The following is a 13,637-nucleotide window of genomic DNA, read 5'->3' as shown; positions in this document are numbered from 1 at the left end:
TACCGCGCCACCGTCGACATTGCCACGATGAAGATCTGGCTACGCGACCTCACCAAAGATCCACGAGACACGACCTAATGGCCGAGGCCGGGCGTCCGCGGAGGCGAGGTGCGTCGCCCGCCGCGGCCGCAGCGCCGGCGCGCGCGGACAGAGCGCCGGCGCGCGCGGACAGCGCGCGGGTCAGGGGGCGGCGGTGAGCGGGACCGGGTAGGCCGGGAAGCGGGTCACCAGTTCCGTGACCCGGTCGGCGACCTTCTCGCCGCGCAGCGCGGCCCCGATCAGCGACGCGATCTCCCGCATCTCCGGCTCCCTCATGCCCTGCGTGGTCACCGACGGCGTGCCGACGCGGATGCCGGACGCGGTCATCGGCTTCTCCGGGTCGTACGGGATCGCGTTCTTGTTCAGCGTGATCCCGTTGGCGTCGCAGCGCTCCTCCGCCTCGCGGCCGGTGATGCCCAGCCCGCGCAGGTCGATCAGGGCCAGGTGGGTGTCGGTGCCGCCGGAGACCGGGCGCATGCCCTCCGCCGCCAGGCCGGCGGCCAGCTCCCGGGCGTTGGCGACCACCTGGCGGGCGTAGTCGGCGAACGCCGGCTGGGCGGCCTCCTTCAGCGCCACCGCCTTCGCGGCCACCACGTGCATGAGCGGGCCGCCCTGGGTGAACGGGAAGACGGCCTTGTCGATGCGCTGGGCGAGCGACTCCTTGCACAGGATCATGCCGCCGCGCGGGCCGCGCAGGACCTTGTGCGTGGTGAAGCAGACGACGTCGGCGTGCGGGACCGGGGACGGGATCGCCCGGCCGGCGACCAGGCCGATGAAGTGGGCGGCGTCGACCATCAGGTAGGCGCCGACCTCGTCGGCGATCTGGCGGAAGCGGGCGAAGTCGATCAGCCGCGGATAGGCGGTGGCGCCACAAATGATCATCTTCGGGCGGTGGGTCAGGGCGAGGTCGCGGACTTCGTCGTAGTCGATGAGCTCGTCCTCCTTGCTCACCGGATAGCCGACGGTGTTGAACCACTTGCCGGAGAAGTTCACCTTGCTGCCGTGGGTCAGGTGGCCGCCGTGCGGCAGCTCCATCGCGAGCACCGTGTCGCCCGGCATCAGGAGGGCGGCGTAGGCGGCCAGGTTGGCGCTCGCCCCGCTGTGCGGCTGCAGGTTGGCGTGCTCGGCGCCGAAGAGGGCCTTGGCGCGCTCGATGCCCAGCTCCTCGGCGCGGTCGACCTCGCGGCAGCCCCCGTAGTACCGCCGGCCGGGATATCCCTCCGCGTACTTGTTCGTGAGCGTCGAGCCCAGCGCGGCGAGCACGGCCGGGGACGTGAAGTTCTCGCTCGCGATGAGCTGGACGCCGCCGCGCAGCCGCTGCAGCTCGTCGACGACGACGTCGGCGATCTCCGGGTCGGTCTCGCGGAGCGCCTGGAAGTCCGGTCCCCAGTACGTGTCGCCCATGAAACGAGTCTAGGTGGCAATCGCGCAGGGTAAGCATGAAGTCATGCGATGTCTCGTGACCGGCGCGACCGGGTACGTGGGCGGCCGGCTCGTGCCGCGGCTGCTGGCCGCCGGCCACGCGGTGCGCTGCCTGACCCGCGATCCGCGGCGCCTGCGCGACGTGCCGTGGGCGGCGCGGGTGGAGATCGTCACCGGCGACGTCGCGGCCGACGAGGGACTCGCCGAGGCGTGCAAGGGCGTCGAGGTCGTGTACTACCTGGTGCACGCGCTCGGGCAGGCCGCGTTCGAGGACGTGGACCGCGAGAGCGCGCTGAACCTGGTCATCGCGGCGCGCGAGGCCGGCGTCGAGCGCATCGTGTACCTCGGGGGCCCGGTGCCCGGCGAGCGCGCCTCCGCGCATCTGCGCTCCCGCGGCGAGGTCGGCGACATCTTCCTGCGCAGCGGCGTGCCGACGGTCGTGTTCCGGGCGGCGGTCATCATCGGGTCGGGGTCGGCGTCGTTCGAGATGCTGCGGTACCTCACCGAACGCCTCCCCGTCATGGTCACGCCCAAGTGGGTGCGCAACCGGATCCAGCCGATCGCCATCCGGGACGTCCTGCGCTACCTGGTCGCGGCGGCCACGGTCTTCCCGCCGCCGGTCAACCGGGCGTTCGACATCGGCGGGCCCGACGTGCTCACGTATGCGGAGATGATGCAGCGGTACGCCAGGGTGGCCGGCCTGCCCCGCCGCGTCCTCATCCCGGTGCGGGCGCTGACGCCGTGGCTCTCGTCGCACTGGGTGGGCCTGGTCACGCCGGTGCCGAACCGGATCGCGAGGCCGCTGGTCGGCAGCCTCGTCCACGAGGCGGTGTGCCGCGAGCACGACGTCGCCGCGTACGTCCCGGATCCGCACGACGGCCTCACCGGCTTCGAGGTCGCCGTCCAGCTCGCGCTGCGCCGGATCCGCGACGCCGACGTCGAGACCAGCTGGGCGAACGCGGCCGTGCCGGGCGCGCCGAGTGACCCGCTGCCGAGCGACCCGTCGTGGTCGGGCGGCACGGCGTACCAGGACCAGCGGGTCCGCGCCGTCGACGCCCCGCCGCACGCGCTGTGGCAGGTCGTCGAGGCGATCGGCGGCCAGCACGGCTGGCACTCGTTCCCGCTGGCCTGGTCGGTGCGCGGCTGGCTCGACCGGGCGGTCGGCGGCGTCGGGCTGCGGCGGGGGCGGCGCGACCCGCACCGGCTGTACGTCGGCGAGGCGCTGGACTTCTGGCGGGTCGAGGAGATCGTCCCCGGCGAGCTGCTGCGCCTGCGCGCGGAGATGAGGCTGCCGGGCCGCGCCTGGCTGGAGATGCGCGTCCACGACGACGGCGCGGGCGGCTCCGTCTACGAGCAGCGAGCGGTCTTCCTGCCGAAGGGGCTGGCCGGGCACGCGTACTGGTGGTCGGTCGCCCCGTTCCACGCCGTCGTCTTCGGCGGGATGGCCCGCAACATCGCGCGCACCGCGTCGGCCTCAGCGCAGTAGCGCCGCCGCCAGCGGGCGGGTCACCTCGTGGATCTCGTCGGCGACGCGGCTGAAGTACGCGTCCGGGCGGCCCCACGGGTCGTCGAGGTCGTCGCTGTCCCGGCGCCCGTCGCGCGCCGCTTCCGCCGCCTCGACGAGCGCCACCCCGCGCTCGTACACGTCGCCGCCCGGCAGCGCGGCCAGGTCCACCCGGCCCAGCAGCCGGCCGAACTCGCCGAACACGAACGTGCGGTCCTCGGCGTCGGGGCACAGCGCCACGACGAAGTCGACCTGCTCGCCGGTCGCGGTCAGGATCAGGTCGGACGCCTCGACGTGCTCGGCGAGCAGCTTGCGGGCCCGGAACCCGGCCGGGTCGCCGCCGCGGGCGAGCACCTGCCTGGCCGCCTGCGGGTCCATCCCCTCCCCCGCGTGCCAGCCGCCGGTCCCGGCCCCGTGCACGTACAGCTGGTCGGCGGTCGCGCCCAGCGCCAGCGCGTCGGCGACCAGGATGCGCTCGGCCATCGGCGAGCGGCAGATGTTGCCCATGCACACGACGAGGACGCTGAACGGTGACGACATGGCGGCAAGCTAACATGGCGGTCCGTGACCAGGTTCGAAGCGCTCACGCACAGCCCCGCCAAGCTGCTGTCGTTCGGCGCCGCCGCGCGGGTGGCCGACCATCTCCGCCGGGGCGGCCTGGCGGTGCTGCCGACCGAGACCGGCTACATGATCGCCGCCGACGCGACCAACGAGCCGGCCGTCGAGAAGGTCTTCCACGCCAAGGAGCGCAGCCTCGCCAACCCGATGCACGTGGCGTTCGGGTCGCTGCGGATGGTGCACGACTTCGCGCGGCTCGACGAGGTGGCCGAGCGGCTGGTCCGGGCGTTCACGCCGGGCCCGCTGACGGTGGTGGTGCCGCAGAGCGGCCGCCTGCCGGACCGCCTCGTGACGCTCAACGGCACCGTCGGCGTGCGCGTGCCCGACCACCCCGCCACCCTGCAGGTGGTCGACCTGCTGGGCCGCCCGGTGACGGCGACCAGCCTGAACCGCTCGGGCGAGGAGAGCCGGCCGCTCGACCACGACTTCCTGCCCGAGCTCGACTGGTCGGGCGAGGAGGTCGTGCCGGTGCTGGAGGACGTCACCTCGATCACCCAGCCGCTGGCCTCGACGCTGGTGCTGGTCGAGGCCGGCGCGTTCCGGATCCTGCGCCAGGGGCCGGTGACCCTGGCGCAGATCGAGGCGGCCGCCCAGGGCTAGATCGGCTCCTCGATCTCGGGGACGACCTCGCGGAGCTGGTCCATCGACAGGCCGCCGATGCGGACGGCGCGCACCCGGTTCTCGGTCACGTCCACGATCGTGCTCGTGACGTTGTCGAGGTCGGCCGGGGTGCTCAGGTAGACGCTGACCGCGTAGCCGAGCTGGTCGCGGGCCTCCTCGGCGGTCTGCGGCAGCGGCTGGCCGACCTTGTTGGCCGACGAGACGGCCATCGGACCGGTCTCGCGCAGCACCTCGAGCGCGATCGGGTGCAGCGGCATGCGCACCGCCACCGTGCCGTCGGTGCTGCCGAGGTCCCACTGCAGGCTCGGGGCGTGCTCCACGACGATCGTCAGCGGACCCGGCCAGAACGCGTCGACCAGGTCCCGGGCGGCCTGCGGCAGGCCGAACACCAGCCCGTCGAGGGTGTGCCGGGAGCCGACGAGCACCGGCACGGCCGCCGAGCGCCCCTTGGCGTTGTTGAGCGCGGTGACCGACCACGATTTGAAGGCGTCGGCGCCGATGCCGTAGATCGTGTCGGTCGGCATGACGACCAGGTCACCCCGGCCGACGGCCTCGATCGCCGCGGCGATCCCGCGCTCGCGCTCGGCCAACTGGCTGCAGTCGTAGAGCATCACGAGAACCTAGTCTGCCACCCGGCGGGCCGTGGTGAAGCGGGGGCGGCCCGCGAGATCCGCGTGGTCGGTCACGTCCGTGAAGGGGCCCTCGCGGAGCAGGGCCGGGAGCGACTCGCCCTGGGTGTCGTCGTGCTCGATCGCCAGCCGGCCGCCCGGGCGCAGCAGCGCCGCCGCGCGCGCCGCGACGGCGGGCATCAGCGCCAGGCCGTCGTCGCCCGCGAACACCGCCTCCGCGGGGTCGTGGTCGCGCACCTCGACGTCGACCGGGGCGTCCAGCGGGACGTAGGGCGGATTGCACAGTACGAGATCCACCGAACCGTCTACATCGGACAAAATCGAAAAGTCCGTCACGTCGCCCTCGACCACCTCGACCGACGGGGCCAGCGCGTCGACGTTGCGGCGCAGCCACCGCAGCGCGGCCGGGGAACGTTCCACCGCCGTGACCCGGGCGGACGGGCGGTTGACCGCGAACGCCACCGCGATCGCGCCCGAACCCGAGCACAGGTCCACCACGCGGGAAGCCGGCTGGCGTAACGCCCACTCCACGAGCAGCTCCGTCTCGAACCGCGGGACGAAGACGCCCGGGCCGACGGCCAGCGAGAGGCCGTAGAACGGGGCCTCGCCGGTCACGTGCTGCAACGGCTCGCGCGCGGCGCGGCGAGCCACCAGCGAGGCGAACAACGTTGCCTGCGCAGGCGTCAACGACCCGACCAGGCGCAGCCGGGAGCGCGGGACCGACAGGACGTACGCGGCCAGGAGCTCGGCATCCACCCTCGGGGAGGGGACGCCGCCGGCGGCCAGCGAGCGGGTCGCGGCGGTGAGAAGCGTGGGCAACTCACGTTCTGGCGTGTCATCTTCGACGCTGTGCACCCCATAATCATGGGGCGCGCGGTGAAAGGGGGTCCCGATGGCGGTTGCCGACCGCACGTCGGAGCTGGCGCGCGCCCGGCGCCTGATTTTCGAGGATCAGCTGGGCGAGGCGATGACGGTCGTCGACCGGGTGCTCGCCGGCGACCAGGCGCCGCACGACCGGGTGGAGGCGCTGACGCTGCGCCTCATCACGCTGATCAACCTGGGCAAGGCGGGCGACCTCGCCGCCGCGCTCGACGCCGGGCTGGCCGCCGCCCGGCAGGTGCAGGACCCCGCGCAGTACGGGGAGCTTCAGGCGCTCGCGGCCATCGTGGCCCTACGGGCCGGCTCGCTCGACCGCTGCGTGCGGGCGCTGGTGCACGGCTCGCGGGCGCTCGGCGCGGTCGAGCTGACCGACGAGGGCACCGCGTGGGGCTGGCACAACCTGGCCATGGCGTATTCGTACACGGGCTTCCACGGCCACGCGCTGGCCGCCATGGAGAAGGCCCGCGAGGTGGCCGTCGAGGTCGGGGTGCCGACCGCCAACACCGACTTCGCGGCGCCGCAGATCCGGCTGCGGCTCGCCGTCGACCTCGACCACCGCGGCGACAGCGAGGGCTGCCAGCGCATCCTGCGCGACATCGTGCACGACCTGGAGCGCAAGCAGAAGGACGACGAGCTGAGCCGGCTGCGGCCGATCGCCCGGGGCGCGATGGGATACGCCGTCGTGCGACTGGGCACGCTGGGCGTCGTGCAGACCGGGCTGGAGGCGTGGCCGCTGCTGGAGTCGGCCGGAATGTCGACCCGGGCGGGTGACCTGCGCACGCTCGGCGCGGTCTGCCAGGCGATCGCCGAGCGCCGGCCGATCGAGGCGGTGGCCCGGCTGGAGACGGCGACCGTGGCGGAGGACTCGCTCGGCGGGGCGGAGATCCACCGGCTGCGCGCCCTGGCCCACCTCGGGGCGGCCGACTACCGCTTGGCGTACCACGCCGACCGCAGCGCCTTCCGGGTCGCCGTCGCCCAGCTCGACCGGCTGCGCGACCTGTTCGTCGAGGGCGTCGCGGCCCTCCTCGACCACGAGGACATGGTGCGGCGGATCGACTTCCACCGCGGCGAGGCGCTGACCGACCCGCTCACCGGGCTTCCCAACCGGCGCTACCTCGAGGAGCACGTCAGCAAGCTGTTCAAGGCCGGCGGGCACGCCGTGCTCGGCGTCTGCGACCTGGACGGGTTCAAGGACGTCAACACGGTCCACGGCCACCTCTCCGGCGACCTGGTGCTCCAGCGGGTGGCCGGCGTGCTGAACCGGGTCATGCGCAAGGGCGACTTCGTGGCGCGCTATGGCGGCGACGAGTTCGTCGTGGTCCTGCCGACGACGAGCGCGGGCGAGGCGCGGGAGATCTCCCGCCGGATCGTGGCCGCGGTCGCGGCGGAGGACTGGCACTCGCTGGTGCCGGGGACGCCGGTCGGGGTGACGATCGGGTGGGCCGGCCTGCAGGGCGAGGACTTCGGCAGCGTGGCGGCGGCGTTCGAGGCGGCCGACCACGCGATGCTGCGGGCGAAGGCCCCGCGCCCCCGAGCCGCGTCGTAGAGCGTCGTAGACGCAGAGCAGCGGCCGCGAGAACCTCTCTCACGGCCGCTGCAACTTCGGCGCAAGTGCCCCCTAGCGGGACGAAATCCGGGCGTTCTCCTCGCGGATCCGGGCGCGCTCCTGGTCCGCGCACACCGCCGCCCACGCGTTCGACTTCGCCGTCGGCACCCGATCGGCGCCGAGCACGGTCCGTCCGACCTTGAAGATGATCTCGGCGGCCGTCCCCACCACGGCACGCGGGCCGGCGGACAGGTCGACGGACGACGACGCAGACGGCATGGCTTCCCTCCCGGTGGTGATCACGGTGCGTGCAGCTTTCCCGGCACGAAACGCTACCGGAGTTCAGCATCCCGCTGCACCGTTTCCATGATGTGACGTCTGCGTTAGACCCGCGTCACCCTCTGCTGAGCTGGTCCTCACCTGCGAGCCGGGCCTTGCGGTCGGCCTCGGCCAGGGCATCCAGCACCCCGTCGAGGTCGCCGGCGAGGGCCAGGTCCAGGTTGTACGCGGTGTAACCGATCCGATGGTCGGAAATGCGATTCTGGGGGAAGTTGTACGTCCGGATCCGCTCGCTGCGGTCCACGGTGCGCACCTGGGAGCGCCGGGCGTCGCCGGCCGCGGCCGCCGCCTGCTCCTCGGCGAGGGCCACCAGCTTGGCCCGGAGCATGCGCATCGCCCGGTCCTTGTTCTGCAGCTGGGAGCGCTCGTTCTGGCACGACACGACGATCCCGGTCGGCAGGTGCGTGATCCGCACGGCCGAGTCGGTGGTGTTGACGCTCTGCCCGCCCGGGCCGGACGAACGGAACACGTCGACGCGCAGGTCGTTGGGGTCGACCTCGATCTCGCCCGTCTCCTCCGCCTCCGGGGTGACCAGCACGCCGGCCGCGGAGGTGTGGATGCGGCCCTGGGACTCGGTGGCCGGCACCCGCTGGACGCGGTGCACGCCACCCTCCCACTTCAGCCGCGACCAGACGCCGTTGCCGCCGTCGGGGATGCCGCGCGACTTGATCGCGACCGCGACGTCCTTGAACCCGCCGAGGTCGGACTCCTGGGAGTCGAGCACCTCGGTCGTCCAGCCGTGCCGCTCGGCGTACCTGAGGTACATCCGCAACAGGTCGCCGGCGAAGAGCGCGGACTCCTCGCCGCCCTCCCCCGCCTTGATCTCGAAGATCACGTCCTTGGCGTCGTTGGGGTCGCGCGGGGCGAGCAGCTCGGCGAGCCGCTCCTCCAGCTGCGGGATGCGCGTCTCCAGCTCCTCGGCCTCGCCGGCGAACGCCGGGTCCTCGGCGGCGAGCTCCCGCGCGGCCTGCAGGTCCTCGCGGGCCTGGTCGAGCTCGGTCGCCGTCTTGGCGATCGGCGACAGCTCGGCGAAGCGCCGCCCGGTCTTGCGGGCGAGCGCCTGGTCGGCGTGGATGCCGGGATCGGCGAGCTTCTGCTCAAGCTCCTGGTACTCCGCCAACAGCGTGGCGAGCCGGGTGTCGGCGGTCATGTCCTCTCCAGCCTCGTCTCAGAAGGGTCGACACGAAATCGGCGCCCGCCCGCACCCTCGAAGGAGGGGCGGTGCGGGCGCCGGAAGCGTCGCTACTTGGCGGCCTTCTTGGCCTGGACCTTCGCGTACTTCTGCTGGAACTTCGCGACCCGGCCGGCGGTGTCGAGCACGCGCTGCTTGCCCGTGTAGAACGGGTGGCAGACGGAGCACGTCTCCACGTGGATCGCGCCGCCCTTGGCGGTGCTGCGGGTCGTGAACGAGTTGCCGCAGGAACAGGTGACCTGAGTGGTCTCGTACTGCGGGTGAATGCCCGGCTTCATGGCCGCGGTCCTCTCTTCAGATCGGTCGCCGGGTCGCCACTTGTGGCGTGAACCGGAACCTCATGGCCGTCGGTCAAGTCTGCCATGCGCTTGTCACGACATCTCAACCGGCACCTGTAACGCTGCCCACGGGGTGTTCATTCCCCGACGACCCGGGCGGGCCACCCGGCCGTCGGCCGGCCCGCCGATCCTGCCCGCCGAAAGTCCCTCGCGGCGGCTTGATGATCCCTTCTACCCTGGCTCGTGCCATGAGCCTGCACATCGACGAACTCTGCGACCCGGCGCTGCTCACCGCGATGGTGAGCGGCGGGTACATCCGCACCCAGCGCCACCCAGCGCTGCCGCTGCTGATCCACAACTACACGGAGAAGGCGCAGTACGACAACGTGTGGAACCCGGCGACGCTGGCCTGCCGCGGGCTGGTCGTGTCGGCGGTGACCGGCACGGTGCTCGCGCGGCCGTTCGCCAAGTTCTTCAACCACGGGCAGCCCGGCGCTCCCGAGCTGGACCTCGACGGGCCGGTCAGCGTCACGGACAAGGCCGACGGCTCGCTCGGTGTGCTGTTCCCCACGCCGGACGGGCACGCGGTCGCGACCCGGGGCTCGTTCGACTCGACGCAGGCGCGGCACGCGACGGCGGTGTGGCGGTCGCGGTACGCCGGGCGCTTCACGCCGCCCGAGGGCCGCACACTGCTGTTCGAGATCATCTATCCGGGGAACCGGATCGTGCTCGACTACGGCGACCTCGACGACCTCGTGCTGCTAGGCGCCGTCGACATCGGGACCGGCCGCAGCCACGGCCCGGCCGGGGTGGCCGGCTGGCCGGGCCCGGCCGTCGAGTCGTTCGGCTACGCGACGCTGGCCGAGGCGCTGGCGGCGCCGCCGCGCGACAATCGTGAGGGCCTCGTCGTCCACTTCGTCGGCCCGGACACCCGGTTGAAGATCAAGTACGCCGAGTACGTCCGCCTGCACCGCATCGTCACCGGCCTCAACGCCCGCGTGGTGTGGGAGGCGGTCGTCGGCGGCACGCTGGACCAGCTGCTGGAGCCGCTGCCGGACGAGTTCCACGCGTGGGCCACGAAGATCGCGGTGTCCCTGCGCTCCGAGGTCGCCGCGCTGCACGCCTCGGTCGAGGCGACCTTCGAGTCCGTCGTCGCCGGCCTGCCGCCGGGCTGGGCGCGGAAGGACTTCGCGCTGGCGGTGGCCCGGCATCCGATGCGCGGATGCTTGTTCCTGCGGTTGGACGAGAAGGACTATGACTCGCACCTGTGGCAGCAGGTACGACCATCCTTGGAGGAGCCCGGTGCGTAGCCTCACCCTGACCCGCGGACTGCCCGCCTCGGGCAAGACCACCTGGGCCAAGCAGGAGACGCACCTGGTCCGGGTCAACCGCGACGACCTGCGCCGCATGATGCACGGCGGCCGGCTGGCCGACGACGCGCTGCGCGGCCGGGCCGAGCGCGAGGTCACCGCCGCGCACCACGCGATGGTCGAGGCCCTGCTGCGGGCCGGCGCCGACGTGGTCTGCGACGACACGAACCTCCGGGGCCGGGTCGTGCGGGAGTTCGCGGAGCTGGCGGCCCGCTGCGGGGCGACCTTCTCCGTCCGCGACTTCACCGACGTCCCGCTGGAGGAGTGCCTGCGGCGCGACGCCCTGCGGACCGGTGACGCGCAGGTCGGGGAGGACGTGATCCGGGGGATGCATCTGCGGTACCTCGCGGGCCGCCCGCTTCCCCTGCCGCTCCCGGTCCTCAACCCGGCGCTGGGTGTGACGTACGACCCACCGCCGGACGCCCCGCGCGCGGTCCTGGTCGACATCGACGGCACGGTGGCGCTGTTCAACGGCCGCAGCCCGTACGACATGTCCCGGGTGGGCTCGGACCTCCCGAACCCTCCGGTGATCGCCGCCGTGCGCGCCATGCACGCCGCCGGCCACGAGGTGGTGTTCTGCTCGGGCCGCTCGGACGACTGCCGCGACGAGACGGCGGCGTGGCTGGACAAGCACGTGGGCGTCCCCTACGTGGGCCTGTTCATGCGGGAGTTCGGCGACCAGCGCCGCGACTCGGTCGTGAAGGCCGAGATCTTCGACCGCGAGATCCGCAGCCGCTACCACGTGGTCGGCGTCTTCGACGACCGCCAGCAGGTGGTCCGCATGTGGCGCTCGCTGGGCCTGACGGTCTTCCAGGTGGCGGAGGGCGACTTCTAAGGCCAGGTGCGAAACAGGCCCAGCGCCTCCGGGCGGTGGACGGCCGCTTTGCCGGTCTTGTCGCTGCGGACGACCCACTGCGGCCGGTCCGGCGAGGCGGCCACGACCCGTCCGGCGGCCCGGGTGCGCCGCGTAAGTTTCCGCACCGCGGTGCCCTCGACCGTGGCGCCGTGCGACCGCCACCGAACCTTGTCTCCGCGTCGCATATCTATCGGCTTTCCCGTCGCGGCTCGGCTAAACGGCGTGAAAGCGCCACGACGAGAACAGCAAACGGCCGCCCCCGCGTGAGCGAGGGCGGCCGGCGCGTCCTACTCGCCCGGTGTGGTCTGGGCGATCTGCATCAGGAACTCGACGTTGGTGCGGGTCTTCTTCAGGCGGTCGAGCAGGAGGTTCAGCGCCTCCTGGGAGTCGAGCGCGTGGAGGACCTTGCGGAGCTTGATCACGATCGCCAGCTCGTCCGGGGCCAGGAGGATCTCCTCCTTGCGGGTGCCGGACGGGTCGATGTCGATCGCCGGGAAGATGCGGCGGTCGGCGATCTTGCGGTCGAGCTTCAGCTCGGCGTTGCCCGTGCCCTTGAACTCCTCGAAGATGACCGTGTCGCCCGTGGAGCCCGTCTCGACGAGGGCCGTGGCGATGATGGTCAGCGAGCCGCCGTTCTCGATGTTGCGGGCGGCGCCGAGGAAGCGCTTCGGCGGGTAGAGCGCGGTCGAGTCGATACCACCCGAGAGGATGCGGCCCGACGCCGGCGAGGCGTTGTTATACGCCCGGCCGAGGCGGGTGATCGAGTCGAGCAGCACGACCACGTCGTGGCCCAGCTCGACCAGGCGCTTGGCGCGCTCGATCGACAGCTCGGCGACCGTGGCGTGGTCCGTCGGCGGACGGTCGAAGGTGGAGGCGATGACCTCACCCTTCACCGACCGCTGCATGTCGGTCACCTCCTCCGGCCGCTCGTCGACGAGGACGACCATGAGGTGGCACTCGGGGTTGTTGCGGGTGATCGCGTTGGCGATCGCCTGCAGCACCATCGTCTTGCCGGCCTTCGGCGGGGACACGATGAGCGCGCGCTGGCCCTTGCCGATCGGCATCACCAGGTCGATGACGCGCGTGGTGAGGATGTGCGGCTCGGTCTCCAGCCGCAGGCGGTCCTGCGGGTAGAGCGGGGTCAGCTTGTAGAACTCGGGGCGGCGCTTGGCCTCCTCCGGGTCCATGCCGTTGACCGTGTCGAGGCGGACCAGCGGGTTGTACTTGTCGCGCCGCTGCTCGCCGTCGCGCGGCTGGCGCACGGCGCCGGTGACCGCGTCGCCGCGGCGCAGCCCGTAGCGCTTGACCTGCGACATCGCGACATAGACGTCGTTCGAGCCGGACAGGTAGCCCGTGGTGCGCACGAAGGCGTAGTTGTCGAGCACGTCGAGGATGCCGGCCACGGGCACGAGGACGTCGTCCTCGCTGACCTGCGGCTCGTTGCCGCCGCGCGCGCCGGTCTCGGCGCCGTCGCGGTCACGGCCGCGGCGGCGGTCACGGAACCGGCTGCGCCGGCCGCGCCGGCCGCCGTCGTCGTCGCCCTCGTCGTCGTGCTGCGTGAAGCTGCCCCGCTGGTTGCGGTCGCCGCGCTCCGAGGAGCGCTCGCCCCGATCGGCGCGGTCGGCCCGGTCGGCTCGCTCGCCCCGGTCGGGTCGCTCGGCCCGGTCGGCCCGGTCGGCACGGTCGGCACGCTCGGCACGGTCCGCACGCTCGGCGGAACGCTCGCCGCGCTCGGCACGATCCGAGGAGCGCTCGGCGGCCCGCTCCGCGGCGCGCTCGGCGCGGCTCGGCCGCTCGGCCCGGCCGTTGCGCTCCGCGCGCTCGGCGACGGGCTGCTCGGCGGCGGGCTCGGCCGCGGCCGGCTTCTCGGCCACGGCCTCGGCGGCCGCGGCGGCGTCCTCACGGGCGGCGCGCGGCTCCGGCGGGCCGGCGGCGCGGGTCGCCCGACGAGGGGAGCGGGCGGGAGCGGGAGCCTCGGTGACCTCGGTGGCGGACGGCCATTCCGCCTCGGGGGTCGCGGTGCGCGTGGCGCGAGCGGCGCGCGGTGCGGCGGCGGCCGCCGGCCGCGACTCACCCGCCTGACGCTCCTGGATGGCCGTCACCAGCTCGCCCTTGCGCATCCGGGCAGTGCCGGAGATGCCCAACGAGGCGGCCAGGCTCTGCAGCTCGGGGAGCAGCATGCTGGACAGCCCCGTGCCGGAGCGCGCCCGCCGGCGCGTCGCGCCCGCCTCGGCGCTGTCCGCCCCGGTGGAGACATCCGACGTGACGTCGGTGGTGTCGCTCAATGGATTCCTTCCCTCGTTAGGCCGGAGCTGCCCGGATTCGAGACACGGTGGCCGGGCGG

14 protein-coding genes are annotated in these 13,637 nt (G+C 73.0%); 5 read left to right on the top strand and 9 right to left on the bottom strand.

The genetic code is table 11. The annotated features are described in order from the left end of the window. Positions 1 to 180 precede the first annotated feature (180 nt). Complete coding sequence (gene glyA / locus IEZ31_RS44445; RefSeq protein ID WP_190256172.1) at positions 181 to 1,443, bottom strand: serine hydroxymethyltransferase; 1,263 nt, start codon at positions 1,441 to 1,443, stop codon at positions 181 to 183. A 43-nt stretch (positions 1,444 to 1,486) separates the two neighbouring features. Here glyA and IEZ31_RS44440 point away from each other — a divergent pair, with 43 nt between their 5' ends. Further along, positions 1,487 to 2,947, top strand: a complete 1,461-nt coding sequence (locus IEZ31_RS44440) for an SDR family oxidoreductase (protein ID WP_190256171.1) — start codon at positions 1,487 to 1,489, stop codon at positions 2,945 to 2,947. Here the strand turns inward: IEZ31_RS44440 and IEZ31_RS44435 are convergent. After that, positions 2,936 to 3,505 carry an arsenate reductase/protein-tyrosine-phosphatase family protein gene (locus IEZ31_RS44435; protein ID WP_229836788.1) on the bottom strand — a complete coding sequence of 190 codons (570 nt, stop codon included), beginning with the start codon at positions 3,503 to 3,505 and terminating at the stop codon, positions 2,936 to 2,938. The genes IEZ31_RS44440 and IEZ31_RS44435 overlap by 12 nt on opposite strands. Before the next feature lie 24 nt (positions 3,506 to 3,529). On the opposite strand from IEZ31_RS44435, the gene IEZ31_RS44430 reads away from it, so the two are divergent. Beyond that, positions 3,530 to 4,183, top strand: coding sequence for an L-threonylcarbamoyladenylate synthase (locus tag IEZ31_RS44430; protein WP_190256170.1), 654 nt, complete (start codon positions 3,530 to 3,532; stop codon positions 4,181 to 4,183). Here the strand turns inward: IEZ31_RS44430 and IEZ31_RS44425 are convergent. Next, on the bottom strand, positions 4,180 to 4,815 hold the full coding sequence (locus tag IEZ31_RS44425) for an L-threonylcarbamoyladenylate synthase (protein ID WP_190256169.1): 636 nt from the start codon (positions 4,813 to 4,815) through the stop codon (positions 4,180 to 4,182). The genes IEZ31_RS44430 and IEZ31_RS44425 overlap by 4 nt on opposite strands. Before the next feature lie 9 nt (positions 4,816 to 4,824). After that, entirely contained in the window at positions 4,825 to 5,688 is an 864-nt protein-coding gene (prmC, locus tag IEZ31_RS44420; RefSeq protein WP_190256168.1) for a peptide chain release factor N(5)-glutamine methyltransferase, read from the bottom strand. Between the two features lie 37 nt (positions 5,689 to 5,725). Here prmC and IEZ31_RS44415 point away from each other — a divergent pair, with 37 nt between their 5' ends. Next, positions 5,726 to 7,258 carry a GGDEF domain-containing protein gene (locus tag IEZ31_RS44415; RefSeq protein WP_190256167.1) on the top strand — a complete coding sequence of 511 codons (1,533 nt, stop codon included), beginning with the start codon at positions 5,726 to 5,728 and terminating at the stop codon, positions 7,256 to 7,258. A gap of 72 nt (positions 7,259 to 7,330) precedes the next feature. Here IEZ31_RS44415 and IEZ31_RS44410 read toward each other — a convergent pair whose 3' ends face one another. The 3 genes from IEZ31_RS44410 to rpmE all read right to left on the bottom strand — a co-directional run bounded on the left by IEZ31_RS44410 (position 7,331) and on the right by rpmE (position 9,067). Beyond that, positions 7,331 to 7,537, bottom strand: a complete 207-nt coding sequence (locus tag IEZ31_RS44410; protein ID WP_190256166.1) for a hypothetical protein — start codon at positions 7,535 to 7,537, stop codon at positions 7,331 to 7,333. A 115-nt stretch (positions 7,538 to 7,652) separates the two neighbouring features. Beyond that, positions 7,653 to 8,747 (bottom strand): peptide chain release factor 1, encoded by a 1,095-nt coding sequence (prfA, locus tag IEZ31_RS44405; RefSeq protein ID WP_190256165.1) that lies wholly within the window; start codon positions 8,745 to 8,747, stop codon positions 7,653 to 7,655. A 92-nt stretch (positions 8,748 to 8,839) separates the two neighbouring features. Beyond that, a complete protein-coding gene (rpmE, locus tag IEZ31_RS44400; RefSeq protein ID WP_190256164.1) occupies positions 8,840 to 9,067 on the bottom strand; it encodes a 50S ribosomal protein L31 in 228 nt (75 codons plus the stop codon). A 248-nt stretch (positions 9,068 to 9,315) separates the two neighbouring features. On the opposite strand from rpmE, the gene IEZ31_RS44395 reads away from it, so the two are divergent. Together IEZ31_RS44395 and IEZ31_RS44390 are read left to right on the top strand one after the other, a co-directional pair. Further along, on the top strand, positions 9,316 to 10,377 hold the full coding sequence (locus IEZ31_RS44395) for an RNA ligase (RefSeq protein WP_190256163.1): 1,062 nt from the start codon (positions 9,316 to 9,318) through the stop codon (positions 10,375 to 10,377). After that, positions 10,370 to 11,272: a phosphatase domain-containing protein gene (locus tag IEZ31_RS44390; protein WP_190256162.1), complete on the top strand. Its 903-nt coding sequence runs from the start codon at positions 10,370 to 10,372 to the stop codon at positions 11,270 to 11,272. Before IEZ31_RS44395 ends, IEZ31_RS44390 begins: the two co-directional genes overlap by 8 nt. On the opposite strand, the gene IEZ31_RS44385 is transcribed toward IEZ31_RS44390, so the two are convergent. Next, the gene (locus tag IEZ31_RS44385; protein ID WP_190256161.1) at positions 11,269 to 11,478 is read right to left on the bottom strand and encodes a hypervirulence associated TUDOR domain-containing protein; all 210 of its coding nucleotides are present in this window, start codon (positions 11,476 to 11,478) and stop codon (positions 11,269 to 11,271) included. The two genes, IEZ31_RS44390 and IEZ31_RS44385, sit on opposite strands and share 4 nt — an antisense overlap. A gap of 102 nt (positions 11,479 to 11,580) precedes the next feature. After that, positions 11,581 to 13,578, bottom strand: coding sequence for a transcription termination factor Rho (gene rho, locus IEZ31_RS44380; protein WP_190256160.1), 1,998 nt, complete (start codon positions 13,576 to 13,578; stop codon positions 11,581 to 11,583). Positions 13,579 to 13,637 lie beyond the last annotated feature (59 nt).

Origin of the sequence: Dactylosporangium sucinum (assembly GCF_014647515.1) — a bacterium.
In the GTDB taxonomy this organism is placed as follows: Bacteria; Actinomycetota; Actinomycetes; order Mycobacteriales; family Micromonosporaceae; genus Dactylosporangium; species Dactylosporangium sucinum.
The sequence above is the reverse complement of the archived record's forward strand: the minus strand, read 5'-3'. Positions and strand labels throughout refer to the sequence as shown.